Here is a 20,322-nt window from a genome sequence, read left to right on the forward strand (position 1 = left end):
TTAGATTTCCTCCTTTCGTTTCTAATGTAATCGTACAACATTTATGCAAGTGCTAAGCTAAAGCTGGTATACCCTCGATTAGTCGTAATATCAATTTAAAGAAGTTTAGCGCTGTACTTTAATGTTTTCCTCTAAGTTTTGTCTGCAGTTAAGACGTTTGCAGAGAGCGTAAGTGCAAAGATCAAAAAGCATAATTAAGCGAAAAAAACAGCGTCAGGCTCTCACTGTGGAGTAAGAGCCTGACGCTGCCGAGTCTGAACGGCAGCAATTACGGCATTTACGAAGGATACCCGTAAGTAAATAGGTAGCTGCCCGATCCCATTTCTATTTGCACACCAGTTTCTGCAGGCAATGTGCTGTAGATGCCTTCAGCCTGCTCCACCGGAATGCGGCTCTCAAGCAATCCCTGCAGCATTGCTCCCGGAAGTATAACTACCGCACTTGTATTTGCGGGGACCGTAATCTGAACTTCCATGCCGCCATCCTCCAGCCGCCGCCATGACGAAGCCAATGTGCCATACATGGTTTCTAGACTGGCTCTAGCGAAATCCATGCCTTGGCCCGGTCTCGGACGGATGTGAACCTTCTTAAATCCCGGCTCAGCTTCGTCCGGCCCCATTCCGGCAACATAACGGTACAGCCATTCTCCGATTGCTCCGTATGCATAGTGATTAAAGGAGTTCATGTCTGCACTCCAGAAGCTGCCGTCCTCCCGGATCCCGTCCCAATGCTCCCAGATCGTAGTTGCCCCTTTAGTCACTTGATAGAGCCAGGATGGATAATCCTTCTGAAAGAGCAGCTTGTAAGCAAGGGCGTTATGCCCGTTGTCACTAAGCACAGGATTCAAATAAGGTGTGCCGACAAAGCCTGTCGTCAGATGATCTCCGGCTTCGGAGAGCAGCTCTGCCAGTTTCAGGATCGCCTGCTCCTTCGCTACCCCATCTATAAGATCAAAGCGCAGCGCCAACACCTGAGCCGTTTGGGTGGGGACGGATAACTGGCCGTCTGGATTCACATATTCTTCATGGAAGGCTTCAAGTATTCTACGATGTAATTCGCGGTACTCATCTGCATCCTTTGTATTTCCCAGTGCGGCAGCTGCTTTAATTGTCAGTGAAACCGAATAGGCATAAAATGCGGTAGCTACGTAATTGGGATCTGTGGCTCCAACATAGCTGTCCGGCTTTGAATCCAGCGCCAGCCAGTCCCCGAAATGAAATCCGGTATTCCACAAATAAGGATTGTCTCCCTGGGCGCGAATATATCCCACCCAGCTTTTCATACTCTCATACTGTTCTGCTAGAAGCCGCTTGTCGCCGTACATTTCATAGATTGTCCAGGGACAGACTGCAGCTGCATCACCCCAAGCTGCCGACGAGTTGCTTGTCTCTCCCCAGCCGTCAGAGAAAGCTTCTGTCAGGTTGGGAACATAAAACGGAATACCTCCTTCAGGGGTCTGATCCGCCTTCAAATCCCGCAGCCATTTGGTGAAGAACGGCGCAGTGTTCATCAGATACGAAGCTGTACGGACAAACATCTGCGCATCACCGGTCCAGCCGAGCCGTTCATCCCGCTGCGGGCAGTCGGTTGGCACATCCAGAAAGTTCCCCTTCTGCCCCCAAAGAATATTGTGATGCAGCTGGTTCACCAATGGATCCGAACACTGGAAGTCCCCGGTACGCTCCATGTCTGAATGCACCACCACACCTGTGAAATCCTCAAGCTGAACGGTTTCCGGGAAGCCTGTAAGCTTCACATAACGAAACCCCTGGAAGGTGAAATGAGGCTCATAGCTCTCTATTTCACCACCCTTCAGCGTATAGCGGATGAGCTGCGTCGCACTACGGATGTTTTCCCGGTAGAAGTTGCCGTCCCGGTCCAATATTTCAGCATGCTGAAGTTCAACAGTCTCCCCGGCCTTCCCCTGTACCGAAAATTTAAGCCAACCGACCATGTTCTGCCCCATGTCCAGAACTTTATCACCTTGGGGAGTTGTCAGCAGTGCAATAGGCTGCAGATTCTCATTCCGGGTTACAGGAACATTTTCCTGTGCCACAATAATATCTTTGGTATGCCCGATGACAGCAACGGGATGCCATCCTGCTTCCGATGTACTCATGAGATTACGCTCAAGCCGCGCATCGTAAGTCTCACCCATATAGATATCCGACATGCGGATCGCGCTTTCTGCCGCCTCCCAGCCTTGCCCGGTATGGATGCGCTGCGTACTGCCATCCGTATATTTTATATGAAGTTCCAGTAAAAGCGCTGTTGTTGATCCATAGATTTTTTCCTCCTTTTTCCATCCCAAATGTCCCTTGTACCAGCCATTCCCCAGCAGCGCGCCTAGCATATTTGTCCCCCCGGACAGGAGATTGGTTACGTCATACGTTTGATACTGTAAGCGTTTGCCGTAACTCGTCCAACCGGGAGTGAAATAGTGATCTCCGACACGCCGGCCGTTCAACTGCAGCTCGTACAGACCCAGTGCGGTAACATAAATTCTTGCGCTTGCAACCATCCCTTTAAGCTCAACGAATGTACGAAGCTGCGGGCAAACCTCGGAATCTTCAGTGAAATACTCGGTTGGAGCACTGATCCACTCTCCCTCCCATGGCTCACCCATCAACCCGGTTTCAAAAAATGCAGTCTCCGACCAGCCGGAGCACACACCGCCTTGATCCCATGCCCTAATTTGGTAATAGTAACGTGTGCGCGCTTCCGGCTTCACCTGTTCCATCTCGACATGAATGGACTGCGATGACTCCACTCTGCCGGAATCCCAGCGCATTTCACGGTAGCCGTTATCCATAGCAACCTGAATCTGGTAAGCAGCCTGTTTGCAATCTCTGCGATCCGTTACCAGCTGCCAGCTGATTCGCGCTGCAGCGAGATCGATGCCGAGCGGGTTTTGTTTGTACTCACAGCGAAGTTTTTCTATTGCGAACATATCGGTGTGATCCTCCCTCTATAGCTATAATTTAATCATTGCTCTATAATTATAGCTTCGGCACCGCTTTCATTACCCGGCAATACGGTCAATATATCCCTGAAATCATGCCATTTTTTATGGGAGGAGATTACATGCAACGATCGGCACAATTGTTCAAAAGCGAGAGTTTTCTGCAGAATAATCTGCACTTGCTGGTCAACCGCTACGCGGAAAACTTCTTCGCTCCTTATCACTCCCACGACTTTATTGAATATTGCTACGTCGCTGAAGGGCGGGGTTTTCATCACATGGATCAAGCTGTTATTCCGGTCCGCAAAGGCATGCTGTTCGTGATTCCTGTGGGCGTGTCCCACGTATTTCGCCCGGCCACATCTCATCCAGAACAAGACCGTTTGATAGTCTATAACTGTCTTTTTGATGATTATATGGTGGACCGTTTGTCCGTCCTGCTGCAAGAAAAATCACCAATTATAGAACATCTGCAGTCACTCGGCAGCAGCGGATCAGCTTATTTTTCCGTCTCGGATTGGGACGGCTCGATAGAGATACTAATGCTGAATCTACACCGCGAAATGTCTGTGCCTGGCATCGGCTCCGTAACTATGCTGCAAACACTGCTAAGCCAGCTGATAGTCACTGTATACAGGCAACTATATGCGGATCAAGACAGGTCCACAATCGAGGCTTCCGATTTCGCCCAGGTCATTCTATTTATGGAGCAGAAGCTTTCCGAGGGAATCACTCTTGCCCATCTGGCCCAAATATCCCGCTGGAGCAGCCGGCATCTCCAACGTATGTTCCTCAAGCATACCGGCCAGTCCTTTGGCTCCTATCTGCAGCATCTGCGGATTCAAAAAAGCTGCGAACGGCTGCGCACCTCTGATCTCAAAATCAGCATGATTGCCGAGTCGGTAGGATACCGGGATATCGACACTTTTAACTCCGTATTCAAAAAAATTGTCGGTGAGCCGCCAATGGCGTATCGAAAGCGGCATCGAACGTAACCTTTGTTCTGCCAAGTGGAAACGGCTTCGCCGTCCTCAAATAAATTATGTTTTAAAAAAACCGCCCAAAAGGGCGGCTTCAACATTCTTTTATTCTAAGGCGTAGCTTCAAACCGCTTCCCCGCCAAAACCTGCTGCTGTATGCCCTAAGGAATCATGGGTGCTCTGAGCACGAAAGGACCGAGTTGCACTTATTTGGAGCTTTTAGCCTGTTACAGTAGGACAACGGACTCCAGCGCAGTTATTTCTTTCAGCTGGCCGTTTTTAGATCTAATGCAGAGCAGATAAGGCCGCCTGGGTCCGCAAAAGAGAATAAACAGGGGCTTTACTCTCCATAACGTCTCCTGAGTCCTCTACGAGAACGAACCCGCCGTGGGCTTTTAGGGACCCTACTTTCAATACTAAATCCCTGCTTCCCCAGAGCTCTTCCAGTTTGAAGACATCCTCTAGTCACTCGGGCTTTCTGCTGAAACATTGTACCGCCGCATCACCGGATGCGTATTCAGAGGCAATGGCTCTGCAAATTTGACATCCTTAAAGATCTGATCGCTTTGCGACTGCCACCGGGTTCTCTCTTCTGATAGTGGTATGGTAGCGTCTGTAATGATCTTGTCCTCCGCATCACGCTGAGTAATCTTTAATGTATGCCCAGTCCGGTTAATCTCCAGCATGGTATTGGACTCAACCTCTATTCTCGCGATCTCAAAAGGCAAAATATCAATAATTACAGTCAGCCCAATTCCATTAAAGCTGTATTGATAGGTTTGTCCGGAAGCTTCCGCGGAATAGGTCGCATTAATACTGCCGTCACCTACTTTGACCTGATAGTGCAAATCTTTGATCTCTTCAGGGATTCTGGGTGCAAGCGTAAGCGTACGGCGGATCATATCCGGCTGGATGCCAAGAAAATATTGGTACCAGACCCGCAGCTGCTCCGCATTGGACCAGGCCTGCAAATAAGCTCCAGTTAGCTTCGCCCAGTCCTCACCCTCCTGAGGGTAAGCATCCAGATTCTCACTCAGTCCTCCGACCACACCGAGATTCAGCGCTTGCCAGTTCATATTTCGGAACAGCTTGTATGCCGTTTCTGGCTGGCCTGCTTCAATCATCCGCTGCATGGCGATGCCGTTTAACCATGTCCATACCGCGCCGTTGTGATAAGCTTCATCTTTGTGATAAAGCTCCGTTAGGTGAAAGGGATGGAACAACGGATGCTGACGGTCGAGTGAGGCAACTCCCCAAGGATAAGCCAGTTCCTCCCATGCGGTGCGGATAACTTTGCTCTTAAATTCACTGTCTTCGAGCATATCCAGAGCAAACAGCTGGTTCGGACGCAAGGAGAATTCCGCTTCGCCCTCCGCAGTCAAACGGTCTGCCAGATAAGGATGTGCCTGATCACGGAAATCCAGCTCGAAATTGCCCTTTAAATTCTCAGCAATCGCATCCCATTTGGCTGCATTTTCTTGATCGTTCATAACCTCCGCAAAATATACGCCCGCCCGAAGCTGATTGTACCAAAGCGCTTGTATATCATTGGCCCGGGTATCCCTTGGCGAATAAGAATTCAACTCCGCATCACGGGCATCCATCCACGTTTCATTGTCTTTATGTGTAAGATATCCTTTGTCATCCACCCAGTTGCGAATCGACCCTTCTATACTGTTCTGCACCGCCGGGTATAGCTGTGTGATGATTGCAGTGTCACCGGAGTATTTCACATAATCCTGCAGCTGGATAATAAAACGTGGTGTACCATCAGTGGTATGGTAATCAATGTTCTGGGGAGCGAGAATATTCGGCACTCTGCCGAAAGTTCTGGACGACTCCTCCGTATCCTGAAATTCTGCAAAAGATAACAGGATGTGCTTGGCTGTCTCAAATTGTCCGTTTACGAGCGCTGCACCCGGAAGAGCAATAAATTGATCGCGCCCCCAGTACTCATTGAACCAGGGCAGACCAGCATAGATCCCCTCTCCCTGCTGCCTTGTCACCAATTGATCCATCGTGAGATTCAGCCAATTCAGCGCAAGGGTGAGCGACTCCGGGCTGGAATCTACATATACATTATGGTTCAAAAAGTCTTCCATCCGCTTCACACGATCCGCTTTCCAGCGGGCAGCATGTTTCTGGGCATCCTGAATCAAGGCAGTTGCCTCAGCGGCTGATTTGCCAACCGCAATGTAAAAGCCGTCTGAGTTGCCAGAGCTGGTTATAATCCCGTTGTCTATAGACAGCGGCTGGATATTTTTGGAGCTTACAGCAATAATCCAGTCTCCCTCCATGGAGGCAAACAGAGCAATCTGATGATTAAGGCTTATAAATTCAACATCTTCACCGTTTAAAACAATACCGGCAGCCTGCCCGGAGCCGCCTTCCAGACTTACTTCTATTACATTTTTATAATCAAACATCCAGAGCTCTTCGGTCCGTTCCCCGTGTTTGCGAAGCATCTTATAGGGATACACCCAGACATCCGACTTTCGATTATCTAGCTTTTGCTTATCTATAAATAGAGAATATCCGCCGAAAATTCTGTTCTTGGCCACATTGAATCCTTCAAAATGGGCATGCTCCGGATGATTCGTCAGGTGCGATTGAGTGAAGTAAAAGGCCGCTTCCTTATTGGTAAAAGAAATGCCGCGATTGGCGTCTTGTGGAACAAACATTGTCATCGATTCTAGAATAGCTGGTTTGCCCTCTGCATTCATTAACTTTAACCTCCACAATTATTACGTTTTACTTTATTGAACCAGCAACCGGAAGGAGTAAGGTTCCATGCTGATTTCATCTGACAGGCGAACGGATTCTCCGGCAAAAATGTCCTGAAGCACCTGATCCTTCAGATCAACGGGAAGGTTGAGGCTTGCCGCGACCGGTGAATTATGAATCAGCACATACAGAGTGCTGCCTTGTGATTCTTTTGAATAAATCAAGCTTCCGGTCTCATCATCAATGGACAGCCAGGAGATATCAGTTTCCTTGAACACGTTGTATTGCTTTCTTAATTCAATCAACCGGCGAATGGTCTGATAGAGATCCTGGTTTTGCTTCGCAGTATCCCACGGCATACATTGCCGGTTGTGGTGTTCATCCCCGCCCAGACCCACTTCGCCACCATAATAAATGCTTGGGGAACCACCGTACGTAAGCTGGAAGACATAGGCTAGCTTCACCAGTTCTGCATTGTCCCCGCAGATGTGGAGAACTCGTGCGGTATCATGGCTGTCCAGCAGGTTGAACATATTTTGCATCACAGGTTTGGGATAGCTGACGAGCAGCCCGTTAATCGCATATACAAAATCTGCTGCTGTAAACCGTTCCTGATTCTGAAGATGGACCCCGAAGAAACGGGTAACTGCTGCCGTGAACTCATAGTTCATAACCGAATCGAACTGGTCGCCCTGTAGCCAAGGGTTGGAGTAAAACCAGTTTTCTCCGAGAATATAGATCTCTTTGTTAATGCCTTTGATTTTTTTGCGGAATTCCCGCCAGAAATCATGGGGCACTTCATTGGCAACATCCAGCCGCCAGCCGTCTATATTATATCGCTCAGTCCAATACACAGCTACACTCAGCAGGTACTCTCTTGCTTTTGCATTTTCTGTATTCCATTTTGGCATATTTTCGGCAAATCCAAAAGTCCGGTAGTTCAGATGTGCTCCCAAATCATCGTCATCCGCCGTAGCCGCCATAGAATTTGATACCACAGGTTTGCCCGGGTCCATGATATAAAAGTAATCAAAGTAAGGCGAGTCTTGTCCATTCTTCAATACATCCTGCCAGAAGGGATGCTCCTGCCCGCAGTGGTTGAACACGGCATCCAGCATCACTTTAATGCCCCGTTTGTGCGCCTCCTCCACCAGTCGTCCAAAACTCTCATTGTCGCCAAACTGGGGGTCGATCCGGAAATAATCCTTGGTGTCGTATTTATGCGAGCTAGGTGACTCAAAGATAGGCGTAAAGTAAATCCCATCACAACCAAGACCCCGGATATAATCCAGCTTCTCTGTCACGCCCTGCAGATCCCCGCCAAATTTCTTCTCAGGGCCGTCCAGTTCATCGCTGCCCCAAGCGAGCAGATTGTCCTGTTCCCCGGCAGCTCCCCGGTTGAACCGGTCCGGGAAAATCTGATACCACACGGTATCCCTTACCCAAGCGGGTGCCCTATAAAGATCATCTTCTAGAATATAGGGATAGTTGAAATAATTCGTATGGTCGGCAGGCGGCGCCGAGTCTTCCTGCAGCGGGATGAAGCTATGGGATCCTGCAAAACACAGCTCCTGCCCGTCATCCAATATAAAGCCATAGCGGATTCTGCTCCATTTGAACCCCGGCACCTCTGCAAACCAGCAATCATGCAGACGGGTAACATATTCCTTCTTCATCTCCACAGGCTGTATGGTTTTTACTGCAAACTCCCATACATGTGAACCTTTGCTTACAGGCTTCCAGTTGTACGGGTCAATAGGAAGAAGCTTAACGGCTTGAATATCATCTCGTTTGGTCTTAATACGGATATGAAGGGTCTCCTGATTAACCGCATAGGAAAATGCCCCCTTCGGTTCGTGGATAAATGCTGCCAGTTCCATAATAATCGCTCCTTATAAATAAAATTAAAGGTCAACTTATACGTTTAAGTTAATTCATTATAAGATTCTAATGAGCAGGCTGTCAATTGATGTGCGGAATCCAGCCGATACAGAATAAAAGCAGCAATAATCGCCAGGGCAACGCCGGCAGCTCCAAACCATGTAACGGAGGACAAAGCAACTTGATTGATGGCTACACCGCCCAGCCCCGCTCCGGCAGCCATCGCGAGCTGCATCATGGACTGATTCAGACCTAGCATAACCCCAGAGGCTTCAGGCTCAATCGTTGTTAAATAATATTGCTGTGTCGGTCCTGACGACCAGGCAGCAAATGACCATAATACCAATACAGCCAATACTCCGGCCAAAGAGTCCTTAACTACAGCTAACAAGAGCAGCATTACGATATGAAGCGCCATTCCGCTGAATAAGGTACGGTGTACTCCCCAGCGGTCTGTACTGTAGCCGCCTACCTTTGAGCCAATCATACTGGCGATCCCAAAAGCCAGCAAAGCCCCGCTGATGTAGCCGCTGCTTATACCCGATACTTTGAGCAGGAACGGCGACAGATACGTATAAGCGATAGAATAACCGCCAAGCCAGAAGAAAGAAATGGACAATCCGAGTGCTACTTTTGGCTTTTTCAACAGTGCTAATTGGTTACGCAACGGTACAGGTGAATCTCCTTTAATATTCGGTATGGTGAACGAGAGAATGATCATTGCCAAGATGCCCAGCAGAGCAATTCCGCCAAACACAAACTTCCAGCCCAGGAGTTCCGCGGTCATCCGCCCCAGAGGGACTCCGATAATAAGCGATGCCGTAAATCCCATGACGACCGTTGCGATCGAGCTGGCCTGTTTGCCTTCAGGAGCGATTTTGGCAGCAATATTTAATGCCGTAACCACGACTACTCCGGCTCCAAGCGCCATCAGGATGCGTGCAGCCACGAATAGTCCATACCCAGGCAGCACGAAAGCAAGAATGTTGGATACAACAAATACACCGAGTGCAGAGACGATTAATTTGCGGCGGTCCATGCTTGCCGTCAAAGCCATTAGAACAGGTGTGCAGAGCGCATATACCAGTGAGAAAATCGTAATCAGTTGACCTGCAGACGCTATCGATACACCAAACGAAAGTGAAACCTTATCTAAAATCCCGGATAAAATATATTCCGAGGTTCCAACCAAAAAACTGATTATGGCGAGTGTGTATATCTTCCAGTTCGTAGACATATGTAATGTTCAGCTCCTAAGTTGTAATTGTATATAAAGATATATCGCGAATTGTAGATATGAATAATCATAAAAATTCTACATATTACGAAATATCGAATTGTTCACTTAAAACAAAACCGAATTCTTAGATCAAGAACTCAGTTTGTGCCTTACATTTCTTGCTTCATGTATTCAGCCATATTGAGAATCGCTTCTTCATCCCTTTGGTAATACGTAAATTTGCCAATACGTTTGGTTGTAATAAGCCCTGCTCTCTGCAGTATCGAAAGATACTGGGAGGCCGTTGATTGAGTCATATTCAGCTTATCGGTAATTTGACTGACACATACCCCGGTTTCCGTCATATCAATCCCTTCATGGGGTGTAAAATGAATATTAGGTTCCTTGAGCCATTGTAAGATCTGAATCCGCGATTCATTGGACAATGCTTTAAATACATCAATAGGTTTCATGAAATTTATTATATCGATATTTTGCGATATGTCAATTCTCAGTTTTCGAAATCCGGGAGAGCGGTATCCGCATTTCAAAGATTCCATCATGGATGAAGTGGGCAGCGTCTTGCTGAACATATACGACAATCCGTCCATCCAGCAGATACCAGCCTGTACTTGTGGTTTCGATTCCCGGAAACTGAAGTGGTGCGAAAGGGCCTGCTTCCCCGGAAGCAATCTTCAGGTTAATATACTGATTAATCTGTGTCTGGTAATTCGGATTATTCCCGGCAACCTGCTGTAGTGACAGCTCCTCTCCTGTTGCGAGATCGAAAGTCCAGCTGTACCGGATGTTTTTGTCCTGCTTGGATTCGCCCATATATTGATAAGTATCCGCGTACAGACTGAGCAGGCCCTTTTCATTGTAAGCGATCGTCCATTCCACTTGGAGCCCGTAGGGTAAGATATGCGCGTAGTCTATAATTTTGTCCTTGTTGGGATATGCTGCCCAAGCTTGTACAAGCTCTTGTTCGGCCTGTGTTTTCCAGCCTTCTGCCTTGTTCTGGAGGAAGTGATTGATCTTATCAATACCCTCTTTGTGCGCAGAACCGGAAAGAACGGGATAACGGATAGAAAATGAATAAGGCTCTGTAGTTACCGCCAGCTCACCGGAAGCGGAAATCGTCAGCTCATTTTCCGGACGTGAATCGAGGAGATAGCTGTTTTTGCCCTTCAGCACAATATCATAACCTGACATTGTAGCCAGCTGGCGGAGCGGCACATACGTGGAACCCTCTCTGACAAACGGTGTTTTGGCTGAAGAAGTTAGGCCGTTGACACTATAAGAACTATTGTAAAGAGTAAGTTTGATCACGCGCCGCGGTTTGCTGAGCGTTAGATCACCTGTCCCGGCCTGATCTTCCACCGTATATCCCATGGCCCGGGCAATCGGCATCAGCTGGACCAACAGGGTTCCATCCGCACTGTACGCCAGTGCTTTCAGCTGTTTACCCTCAATGTTGAACGTTGTGAGAACCGGTGCATAAGGTGAGACGGTAGCGGCAACCTGAGGTTTGATTGCAGAACCTGAATTTGCCTTAGCTGCTTCCACGCCACTCATTCGGGAAACTGCTCCGACATCGGCAGATACCCGGGCAGGTGTGGCAAGACACATACTCAATAACACGCATACAGCGGTAAGTCTGAAAGTGCGGACTTGCTGCTGTGAATTCTGAATAGGCAGTGACATGGTAAACCCTCCGTTTCCATTACTTACCTATAGACGAAAAATTGCTTGTTTTGTTTCGGTAACTGACCGGAAAGAGGATTTCAATTGTTGAAATCTTCCTCTGTCAGATCCATATTTACGTTTATGCCCATTCGGCTGCCGTCGGCTGCGGCAAAAATCAATTGGGAAGGCGCGAAATACGAAGCATCACCTGCGGCATATACACCGGAGACAGAAGCTTGTCCCTTGTCATCTGTCCGAATCCCTCCAAGCTCCGTTATTTCACAGCCTAATTGCTCTCCTAACGTTGAGCTTTGCACAAGTTTCGGAGCTACAAAGCCGCCAGTTCTGGCCACAATAGTTCCATCTGCAAAACGAATGTGCTCAAGCCGGCCGTTCTGGCCGTGGAAAGCCGCAACCGGTTGTTCAATCACGACGATTCCTTTAGATTCAAGCTGCATTTTTTGCTCCTCGGTCAAGGACGCCTGGCCATGTGTACACACAAGCAAATCCTTGCTCCAATTGAGGAGCAGTTTAGCCATATGGAATACGGTCGGATATTCAGAGACAATGGCCAATGGTTGATCCCTCAGCTCCCATCCGTCACAATAAGGGCAGTTAAACAGGCTTTTACCGTATAAAGGACTTAAGCCTTCGATCTCCGGAAAGATCTCCTTTAGACCCGTAGCCAGGATCAGCCTCCGGGCTTGAACACGGACTCCTCCCAAATCCTCTATCTCAAATCCACCTTGCGCTTGAGAGACCGAGACCACTTCGAACGGCAAATGGTCTACAGACGGATAACGCTGCAGTTCCTCATGCGCCACGCGCCTGAACTCAGCCGGTGTTACTCCATCCCTTGTAATAAAACCGTGAGACGCATGTGTAACAGCATTTCTAGGCCGGTTGTTGTCGATCAGAGCCACACTTCTTCTTGCTCTACCAAGCACTAGGGCTGCATTCAGCCCGGCAGGTCCCCCACCAATAATCGCGCAATCGTAAATCATAAATCTCATCCTCCTTAATGGTTATTAAAGACTTATTATATCTATAATATCTTTATATTTGCGACTGTCAAGTTGAAACTTGATAATCCTATTTAATGAAAATATAATGAATTAGATAAGCACCAAACTAATAAACCTATGGAGGACCTATGAACCTCAACATTCATGAACGGCTGGATCCCGTCTTTGAGACCTTGGGATTGCTCTACGTCAGTTACCATGTGGAGACTTACAAGAAAGGGACGATTGAAGACCTGAACAAATTCGGGCTGGACGGAGAAGCCTTCTACAGCAAACATTTGAAAATAGTAGACAAGTACATACATACCTTTCTTAAATATCGTGTGCTTGATAAGGATGCGGACTTTTTTTTCGGGGATGAAAATGACTCCTTCTTCTCTGTTCTCCATCTGCTGCTCAGTGAAAATAAGGCTTGGCTAAACTCACTTGCAGAAGTGCCGGATGAGGTGCTCCATGAAGAAATATGGAAGACCCTGCTCGGCATGGAAGTCATGCAAAATTACCAACTCCAGAAAAACTCACCATCCGGAATTCTATCTTTGGCTGATATTATCACCTTCCTGAGCGACAGTCCTCTTGAAGAAGGGATGAAATGGAAGATGTTGAGGCTGCTGCAGCAGCCGCGTACACAAATCCTGGCGCTTGCCCGGATCATCAACAATAACTTGTCTGCATTTGAGCAGGTGAGCCGGGAACTGGAGAAGCCGCTGAATAAGCTGATTTCCAAGTATGTTCAATCCGTGCAAAGGCAGGACGATGTACAATTTATTAAACTGGTGGAGATGTTCAGCGATGCACCCTCTGTCCATCCATCCTTAATTGTTCCGCTTGGACAGGTGATGTTCGCCAAGCATTGCTACTATGGCCTGTTCGTCGATCTGCTTCCGGTAGCCAGCAAGGGCCATGCCGATTCTAAAGATTTTCTGCTGCTTCGGATGAAGGCACTCGGGGATAACAGCAAACTGCAAATCCTGGGGTCGCTCAAGGTCAGTCCGAAATACAATCTGGAAATTGCAGATCAGATGGGCTTATCAGCTGCCACCATGTCTCATCATATGAATGTGCTGCTGGCCTGCGGTATGGTCGGAATTGAGAAAAAAAACGGCAAGGTGTATTATCACCTGGACTCAGAAAACTTGCGGCAATTAATTGCTGACCTGGAGCATTTTCTGCTTTAGCATTGACAGACTTCCCGAGAGGTTTTAGCGGGAAGTTTTTTTGCACACGAATAAGATTACCATCTAATGTGTTTGACTTGTTTATTATATATATGATACTGTCATCTTATCAATTTAATGATAATCTAATTCTAGGAGTTGGCTATTTGATGAAACATTCCATCCGCCAAAACAAAATGCTGCTCGCGGTTACCCTGTTGTTCAGCATCATTACCTCGGCAGCAGGCGTACTGGTTGCGATCATTCTGCAAAAGGTAATCAATGCCGCCATGCAGGGTGACATGCTGCTTTTCAAAAGGATTCTGTTCCTGTCGGTTGCTTATTTGCTGCTGCTAAGCTTGTTCGGTTTCATATATGCCATTTGCAGCAAAGCCTTGATCCGCAATCTGACCCTTTCACTGAGGGAGCGGGTATTCCGTGGAGTATTCCGCAGAAATGCAGAAGAATTCACTTCGTCCAATACGGCTGATTATTTGTCGGCACTCACCAATGACATCAAACTGCTGGAGGATAACTATATCCAACCCCTGCTGCTTACCCTGCAGAATGTTGTGGTTTTTGCAGCCTCCCTCATTGCACTCCTCTACCTGAGCCCGCTGGTTACCTTGATTCTGGTGGTATGCATGATTCTGATGTTTGCCGTCCCTTCTCTCTTCGGCAAAGCTCTGCAGGACAAACAAAGCGCCGTATCTGCCCGGATGTCCATTTTCACCACTAGCGTTAAGGATTTATTATCGGGTTATGAAGTGATCAAATCCTATGCCATGGGCAAACACACGGAGCAGAAATTTCAACAGGAGAACAGCGCGGCCGCAAACACCCGTTTTGCCGCTGACCGGCTGTTTGCCGCCAATGAGAGCCTCTCCGAAACGCTGGCCATTCTCACCCAGTTTTCAGTAGTCTTTATTGCCGCTTATCTGATTATTTCCGGAGACTTCTCAGCGGGGAGCCTGGTTGCCCTTGTCCAGCTGAGCGGCGGTTTTGTAGGACCTGTACTGGTCGTGATGCAGAATCTGCCCAAAATTCAAGGTGTCAAACCTGTAGTGCAACGGATCAATGATCTGGCAAGCGAAGAGGCACAGCCGAAGTCAGGTTTGCTCGAACCTGTGTTCAACGAGAATCTGGAGATCAGCCGCTTACACTTTGCCTATCAGCAAGGAAATCAGGTGCTTTCGGACATCAATCTTTCCCTGCAAAAAGGAAAAAAATATGCACTGGTTGGGCGAAGCGGCTGCGGTAAATCTACACTTGTTAAACTGCTTAGCGGGTATTATGACAGGTATGAAGGCTCCATCACCCTGGATGGTATCAACCTCAAACAGCTTAACCCAGAGCGGCTGCAGCAAATGACAGCGACCATCCATCAGAATGTCTATATGTTCGATACAGACATTAAGCAGAATATTTGCTTGCATGAGGAATTCTCCGAGGAAGTTATGGAAACTGCCCTTCATACCAGCGGAGTCCATAAGTTTGTGGAGAAGATGCCCAGTGGACTGCTGACCAACGTTGGTGAGAACGGCTCACAGCTCTCCGGCGGCCAGCGGCAGCGGATTGCCGTTGCCCGGGCGCTGATCCGCAGCAAACCGATCCTGATTCTGGATGAGGGAACTTCCGCAATTGATATGCAGACCGCTTATGAAATCGAAAGCAGACTGCTCACGCTTAAAGAGCTGACCTTAATTACGATAACCCATAATATGAATGAGGAATTGTTGGGATTGTATGATGAAATTATCTATATGGAGAACGGACGAATCGCCGAGGTTGGCAGCTTCCAGGAGCTTCGAGCACGCGGTGGCGGATTTGCAGCCTTTTGCTCAATGCATAAGGAGGATGTTGTGGAGGCGCTTCAAGCATAATCATATGAGATCATAGAAACAGCCAGCTCTCCATAAACCGGAGACTGGCTCTTTTCCTGTTGAGAAATGCAGTTAATTTTAATGGTAGCTATGCCATGCGTATCCAAACTGCTCTTGTCCAAGCCAGTTGAAACCCGGCCCGTTCCATATTGTTCTGGCTTGTAGAACCAAAACCCGCCTGAGCCGTTATGAGCTGACAACCTGCCAAGTGGGCTTCATGCATCCTTTTGTGCAATAATGCAGTCTGGATCCCCCTGTTTCTGTATTCCGGAATTGTTGCGGCGAGTGTGCAGGAGGCGATATCGCCGTTTATATGCATCGCAGCCACTCCTGCCGGAAGCCCTCCCAATAACCTGCGAAAAGCTTCCACCCCGGCCTATTCAGCAATCCTATGTTATTATTCACGAAATGAAACTTATCGGACAACGCCATGCCGGAAGCCAGGCAATGGATTTCTGCATAAGTGTCAAAAGAATTTACGTTATCAATTTCGACAATTGTTATCTTGGATGGAAGTTCAGACGGCGTTTGACGCGGCAGTCCATACAGTACAGCATGAAAACCACTCTGGTAAAGTCCATGATCGGCTAACCCTTTAAAAAGCTTGGAGCTACAGTGAACAGGATCCACATCGATCTGGAAAGCTCTGTCTTTGGCAGCATAAAATCGGATGATCTCCCCCAGCTTGTCCACGTCCTGATCAGAGATCCCCTTAACGGAATTAAACAGGCTCCATGGCATGGTCCTGATATAGAAACCAGTGGTGTGGCCGAAACGGACAATCTCAACACCCTCCGGGTTACCTTCGCGTTCGCGGATGGAGTTAATTCTTGAGGTTAGATAGGCAATTTCTGACTGCTGGATTTGTTCAGCAAGACCTTGGTTCAAGACTGGCAGCTTCATGAAAGATCACTTCCTATGATGGATTTGAGTTTCGCTTCAGTATTTCAATTACTCCCCGTTTTGCATCTACTTGTACTTCATCACCATTCTGGAGAAGACTTGTCGCAGCCTCTACCTGAACAATCGCCGGAATGCCCATCTCCCGGGCAAAAATAGCTCCGTGCGATAAGAAACCGCCCACTTCAGTTACGATAGCTGCACAGGCCAAGATCGCATAAGTCAGATTGGGCGTCAGGATTGGAGCTACGATGACCGCATTCTCCGGAATCTGGTTGTAGCTTTCCCGGTCTAGCGGATTCATTAATTTAAAGACCTTTCCACTTCTGCATCCTTGCGCCACAGCTACCCCCTGCAGTTTTTGGTCTTCGGACACCTTGCGCGCATTTCCGGGCTTCAGAAGTAATGGAGGGTTAATTGCTACTGCGGCGGCAAAGCTTTTTTCCCGTTGAAGGAGTTCCGATTCTTCCACACTTTGGCGGGAACCAGAGATCAGTTCATATATTTCATCGGGATAGAGGAAAAATATAGACTCCCTGCTTTCTATTTTGCCGCAGTCTACTAATCGCTGAGCGATTTCGAGCAAGATTCTTCTAATAGAGGATGCACCTTTCTGGAGCAAATAATCGTCATCTTCTTTCTCGTCATGCTCCATCCGTTGCCCAATCCTGGCAGCAGCCTCTTCCCAGCTCTCCGGACCTTTCTCCTCACGAGATACCTTACGGGTATGGAGTTCAGCAGTGATTCTGGACAACAACGTTTCCGGACTCTCGGCCAGGGTCTTCAGGTGCAGTCCCAAGGGATGCGGAAGCTCGTAGCCGTACTGGGAAATGAAAGCAGCGAATTGGTCTGCCCATGGATGAGGTTCACTGCTACTAACCTTGTTGCACAGTTCTCCAAAGTCAGGATATTTCCGCGCAGAGTTTACCAACTGGTTAAGCTGCAACGTTTTTTGATACGTGATCGTGTTCACTTCTCCAATCAGCGAGGACAATAAAAGCGGTACGTCTGCATTCTCTCCAGCATAGCGGCTGACGAGCTGTTCCAGCTCCTTCCCAATGATGCGTCGTGCCATGAACCAGTCCCGGTTCAAATACTCTCTCACATAAGACCGGTTGATCTCTACCCGAACAGCTGTCTTCTCCCATAAGTCCTCAAGTGAGGCTTGCGTAATATTTTCGTTCAGCTGTTGATCGAAGATCGGCTCGTATCTGTTTCTAAGCGCCTGCCATGTAAGCAGCATGCTTGTCCCGTCGTCCGGTTGTGAAGGCGCAGCGGCACCAACGTTCTTTTTCATACTGATGTAAGGGTAATGCTGAACGAACCGTATATCCCAATAAGGCATTTGAAAATAATTGCCCGGATCCAACTTCTTTACTAACGGAGTAACGGGTTCCGTGCACTGATCAAGAAGAAACCAGTCCTCTTCAAGGAAGGAGTCAGGGATATGTGCAAAATCGTAGTCCCACGAATCGGTATGGACTCCGGTTGTTACAGGACGAACCTGAAGCCAGTAAAGCGATTTGTTCTTGATGCAAAACTCCATATCCACCTGCTGCCGCATTAGCTCTTTTGCTTTCATAATCCATGGTTCCATATGCAGCAGGAGCTGTTCAAACAGTGGGCTGGAATCGCTCCATCTGCCTTCCCGGTAATGGACCATTGGATTGGCGTCCCCGCCCACTAGTGCTTCTCCTCTTCCTTCTACAAGTTCAATGATTATTTCGGATTCTCCCGTAAGCGGGTTGCAGGAAAACAGAACACCAGAATAATCCGGTTCAATAAATGTCTGAATGATCACAGGAATTGACCCCTCATGCACTTCAGCAACTGCAGCCGGCAGCTGAGAGGAATGTTGAATAATTACGGTCTTGTATTGACCAGCCATGGACTTCGTTCCGCCGTCTTCATCGATTGCCGTGGATCGGACGGCCCAGCCGTCAGCGGAAGGAAGCATTCTCTCCAGACGCTCAGACAGTCGATTCAACTTCTGCTGCAGTTCAGCTTCCGAACATGCGAAATAAGTTTGGGAAAGCACTACACCATCGGGCACGCTGAATTGTTCGTTTATTAGCTTGGACAAATTCAAGGCTTTGTTGCCAACTTCCGCTACTTTTAAACCCAGAGATTTCAATGATAACTCCAAGTCGCAATCCTCCTTTTATTAAACTTAATTATACATGAAACTTCCGCGCATCCCCCCGTCTTTTTGCCTGTGGTTGATGACCGATGACTTACATACGATATCCTATGTGCTGAAGGCTGCGGAATGATCCATTCCCGTAAGACAGGCAATAAGCGTGTAAAGCTATACTTCCACTATTAGAACGAGGTGACCTGCTGATGCTGTCCAAGAAAGCCGCGACCACCAAAAAACCAATTACCATTGCAAGCAAATGGTCCAAAACAAAAATGCTGCTTAATCATTCACGGCTCCGCCAATTCGTGCCCGATAGCCGGATCTATTCGTATGAAGCCCTGCAGTCCATGCTTAACAAGCATAAGATGGTATATGTAAAGCCTGTCAAAGGAACCGGAGGAAATGGTGTAATCAAAGTAATAAAGTATAGTGAACATAAATATGCCTATCACGTAGGCGAGACTCCCCGTTATTTTAAAACTTACGGCGCTCTGTTCACTTCGCTCGGCAGCAGTAAATTAAAGCGTGAATATTTGGTTCAGCAAGGAATAAATCTGCTTACTTATCAAAATCGTATCTTTGATGTGCGCATTATGACGCAAATGAACAGCACGAACCATTGGGAATGTACCGGATATATCGGGCGAATGGCACATCCCAAGAAAATCGTTACGAATTTCCACAATAGCGGAAAACCGCTTCCTCTGGAAACGCTGCTTAGCCCTTACCTGCAAGGAGACAAGAAAAAAGACTATATCAAAGGATTAAAAGCTTTAGGAGATCAGGTGGCAAAAGAATTCCATAAAAACCATAGCGGATTTAAGGAAATAGGCCTGGATATTGGATTGGATTCTGCTTTGAAGCCATGGATTATTGAGGTAAATACCCGGCCGGATGCTTATATCTTTAATCAATTGAAGGATAAAACGATGTTCCGCAGAGTGATCTACCTTAAAAAGTGGCATAAATTATTGAATTCTGGCAAGAAAGTTGTCAAATAAGGTGAACACTACCGGGTATAAAAAAGGTTGAACTTGAGCGCCCTCTTTGGCTCTGTTCAACCTTTTTTTGGATTGCAAAAAATGATAGGATATACTGGTTAAGGTGTGAAATGAATCGGGATTTGAGGAGAGCAGATGGATGAATAAACTGGTGTTTTTTCTGGGACCGGCAGGTGCGGGCAAAACGACGCTGGCCAAAGCTGTAGCCTCGCGCCGCAAAGCCGCCTTCTTCGATATGGACATTCTGCTGCGGCCGGCGGCAGACGCCATTATGACCATGCATGGACTGGACCCGACAGACAGAGATTCGGCAGAATATAAAAGACTTTGCCGCGACCTCGGTTACCGCATTACGATGGACGCCGCGCTTGATAATATCGGCCTGAATAGCGATGTATTCGTGGTTGGACCCTTTACTAAGGAAGCCGCCGACCCAGACTGGATTAGCAATGAGCTGTCCCGGATCGGTCTTACGTTGCCCGAGGTTGAGGTCAAGGTTGTCCTGGTCGGACTGGCCAACGAGGATTTGTACCGGGAACGTATTCAAGGCAGGCACTCGTCTTTGGATGACTGGAAATTTCAGCATTGGCAGGAATTCCGCTCTTCGCTTGGCAGCCGCACTGTCGCGTGGCCGCTGCCCGCGTCGAATGTCGCAATGATCGACAACTCAAATCCGGAGATCGAAGATACAGTAAGGACAGTTGAGCATTTTATTTATGCAGCACAATGAGCAGACGAAAGGCAGCCGTGGGCTGCCTTTTTTT

At 47.8% G+C, this 20,322-nt stretch carries 14 protein-coding genes; 5 read left to right on the forward strand and 9 right to left on the reverse strand.

Features of this window, described 5'->3' with window-relative positions; all coding sequences use genetic code 11:
* Nucleotides 1-277: 277 nt before the first annotated feature.
* On the reverse strand, nt 278-2,950 hold the full coding sequence (locus AC3WT9_RS06080; protein ID WP_341378556.1) for a family 78 glycoside hydrolase catalytic domain: 2,673 nt from the start codon (nt 2,948-2,950) through the stop codon (nt 278-280).
* Nucleotides 2,951-3,084: 134 nt separating this feature from the next.
* On the opposite strand from AC3WT9_RS06080, the gene AC3WT9_RS06085 reads away from it, so the two are divergent.
* A complete protein-coding gene (locus AC3WT9_RS06085) occupies nt 3,085-3,957 on the forward strand; it encodes a helix-turn-helix domain-containing protein (protein ID WP_341378555.1) in 873 nt (290 codons plus the stop codon).
* Nucleotides 3,958-4,403: 446 nt separating this feature from the next.
* Here AC3WT9_RS06085 and AC3WT9_RS06090 read toward each other — a convergent pair whose 3' ends face one another.
* The 6 genes from AC3WT9_RS06090 to AC3WT9_RS06115 all read right to left on the reverse strand — a co-directional run bounded on the left by AC3WT9_RS06090 (nt 4,404) and on the right by AC3WT9_RS06115 (nt 12,456).
* Nucleotides 4,404-6,665, reverse strand: coding sequence for an amylo-alpha-1,6-glucosidase (locus AC3WT9_RS06090; protein WP_341378554.1), 2,262 nt, complete (start codon nt 6,663-6,665; stop codon nt 4,404-4,406).
* A gap of 33 nt (nt 6,666-6,698) precedes the next feature.
* Nucleotides 6,699-8,546, reverse strand: a complete 1,848-nt coding sequence (locus AC3WT9_RS06095) for a glycoside hydrolase family 13 protein (RefSeq protein ID WP_341378553.1) — start codon at nt 8,544-8,546, stop codon at nt 6,699-6,701.
* Nucleotides 8,547-8,590: 44 nt separating this feature from the next.
* Nucleotides 8,591-9,784 (reverse strand): MFS transporter, encoded by a 1,194-nt coding sequence (locus tag AC3WT9_RS06100; protein ID WP_341093056.1) that lies wholly within the window; start codon nt 9,782-9,784, stop codon nt 8,591-8,593.
* Between the two features lie 152 nt (nt 9,785-9,936).
* Nucleotides 9,937-10,239, reverse strand: a complete 303-nt coding sequence (locus tag AC3WT9_RS06105; protein ID WP_341093054.1) for an ArsR/SmtB family transcription factor — start codon at nt 10,237-10,239, stop codon at nt 9,937-9,939.
* A 31-nt stretch (nt 10,240-10,270) separates the two neighbouring features.
* Nucleotides 10,271-11,470 (reverse strand): GNAT family N-acetyltransferase, encoded by a 1,200-nt coding sequence (locus AC3WT9_RS06110; RefSeq protein WP_341378551.1) that lies wholly within the window; start codon nt 11,468-11,470, stop codon nt 10,271-10,273.
* Nucleotides 11,471-11,550: 80 nt separating this feature from the next.
* Nucleotides 11,551-12,456, reverse strand: a complete 906-nt coding sequence (locus tag AC3WT9_RS06115; protein ID WP_341378549.1) for an NAD(P)/FAD-dependent oxidoreductase — start codon at nt 12,454-12,456, stop codon at nt 11,551-11,553.
* A gap of 149 nt (nt 12,457-12,605) precedes the next feature.
* Here AC3WT9_RS06115 and AC3WT9_RS06120 point away from each other — a divergent pair, with 149 nt between their 5' ends.
* Nucleotides 12,606-13,655 (forward strand): ArsR/SmtB family transcription factor, encoded by a 1,050-nt coding sequence (locus AC3WT9_RS06120; RefSeq protein WP_341378547.1) that lies wholly within the window; start codon nt 12,606-12,608, stop codon nt 13,653-13,655.
* Nucleotides 13,656-13,804: 149 nt separating this feature from the next.
* On the forward strand, nt 13,805-15,517 hold the full coding sequence (locus AC3WT9_RS06125) for an ABC transporter ATP-binding protein (protein WP_492407494.1): 1,713 nt from the start codon (nt 13,805-13,807) through the stop codon (nt 15,515-15,517).
* Between the two features lie 309 nt (nt 15,518-15,826).
* Here AC3WT9_RS06125 and AC3WT9_RS06130 read toward each other — a convergent pair whose 3' ends face one another.
* Nucleotides 15,827-16,420 (reverse strand): hypothetical protein, encoded by a 594-nt coding sequence (locus AC3WT9_RS06130; protein WP_492407495.1) that lies wholly within the window; start codon nt 16,418-16,420, stop codon nt 15,827-15,829.
* Nucleotides 16,421-16,433: 13 nt separating this feature from the next.
* Nucleotides 16,434-18,563, reverse strand: coding sequence for a PEP/pyruvate-binding domain-containing protein (locus tag AC3WT9_RS06135; RefSeq protein ID WP_492407496.1), 2,130 nt, complete (start codon nt 18,561-18,563; stop codon nt 16,434-16,436).
* 197 nt (nt 18,564-18,760) lie between these two features.
* On the opposite strand from AC3WT9_RS06135, the gene AC3WT9_RS06140 reads away from it, so the two are divergent.
* Together AC3WT9_RS06140 and AC3WT9_RS06145 are read left to right on the forward strand one after the other, a co-directional pair.
* Nucleotides 18,761-19,558, forward strand: coding sequence for a YheC/YheD family protein (locus tag AC3WT9_RS06140; protein ID WP_341093042.1), 798 nt, complete (start codon nt 18,761-18,763; stop codon nt 19,556-19,558).
* 139 nt (nt 19,559-19,697) lie between these two features.
* Nucleotides 19,698-20,288: a P-loop nucleotide/nucleoside kinase family protein gene (locus tag AC3WT9_RS06145; RefSeq protein WP_341378542.1), complete on the forward strand. Its 591-nt coding sequence runs from the start codon at nt 19,698-19,700 to the stop codon at nt 20,286-20,288.
* Nucleotides 20,289-20,322: the final 34 nt, after the last annotated feature.

Source organism: Paenibacillus sp. EB106-06-01-XG199, assembly GCF_058791575.1.

Excerpts from the sequence above, each read along its gene's own strand:
- AC3WT9_RS06115 (WP_341378549.1), bottom strand. The coding sequence starts at position 12,456 with ATGATTTACGATTGCGCGATTATTGGTGGGGGACCTGCCGGGCTGAAT.
- AC3WT9_RS06100 (WP_341093056.1), bottom strand. The coding sequence starts at position 9,784 with ATGTCTACGAACTGGAAGATATACACACTCGCCATAATCAGTTTTTTG.
- AC3WT9_RS06120 (WP_341378547.1), top strand. The coding sequence starts at position 12,606 with ATGAACCTCAACATTCATGAACGGCTGGATCCCGTCTTTGAGACCTTG.
- AC3WT9_RS06110 (WP_341378551.1), bottom strand. The coding sequence starts at position 11,470 with ATGTCACTGCCTATTCAGAATTCACAGCAGCAAGTCCGCACTTTCAGA.
- AC3WT9_RS06085 (WP_341378555.1), top strand. The coding sequence starts at position 3,085 with ATGCAACGATCGGCACAATTGTTCAAAAGCGAGAGTTTTCTGCAGAAT.
- AC3WT9_RS06105 (WP_341093054.1), bottom strand. The coding sequence starts at position 10,239 with ATGAAACCTATTGATGTATTTAAAGCATTGTCCAATGAATCGCGGATT.
- AC3WT9_RS06145 (WP_341378542.1), top strand. The coding sequence starts at position 19,698 with ATGAATAAACTGGTGTTTTTTCTGGGACCGGCAGGTGCGGGCAAAACG.
- AC3WT9_RS06080 (WP_341378556.1), bottom strand. The coding sequence starts at position 2,950 with ATGTTCGCAATAGAAAAACTTCGCTGTGAGTACAAACAAAACCCGCTC.
- AC3WT9_RS06140 (WP_341093042.1), top strand. The coding sequence starts at position 18,761 with ATGCTGTCCAAGAAAGCCGCGACCACCAAAAAACCAATTACCATTGCA.
- AC3WT9_RS06130 (WP_492407495.1), bottom strand. The coding sequence starts at position 16,420 with ATGAAGCTGCCAGTCTTGAACCAAGGTCTTGCTGAACAAATCCAGCAG.
- AC3WT9_RS06090 (WP_341378554.1), bottom strand. The coding sequence starts at position 6,665 with ATGAATGCAGAGGGCAAACCAGCTATTCTAGAATCGATGACAATGTTT.
- AC3WT9_RS06125 (WP_492407494.1), top strand. The coding sequence starts at position 13,805 with ATGAAACATTCCATCCGCCAAAACAAAATGCTGCTCGCGGTTACCCTG.
- AC3WT9_RS06095 (WP_341378553.1), bottom strand. The coding sequence starts at position 8,546 with ATGGAACTGGCAGCATTTATCCACGAACCGAAGGGGGCATTTTCCTAT.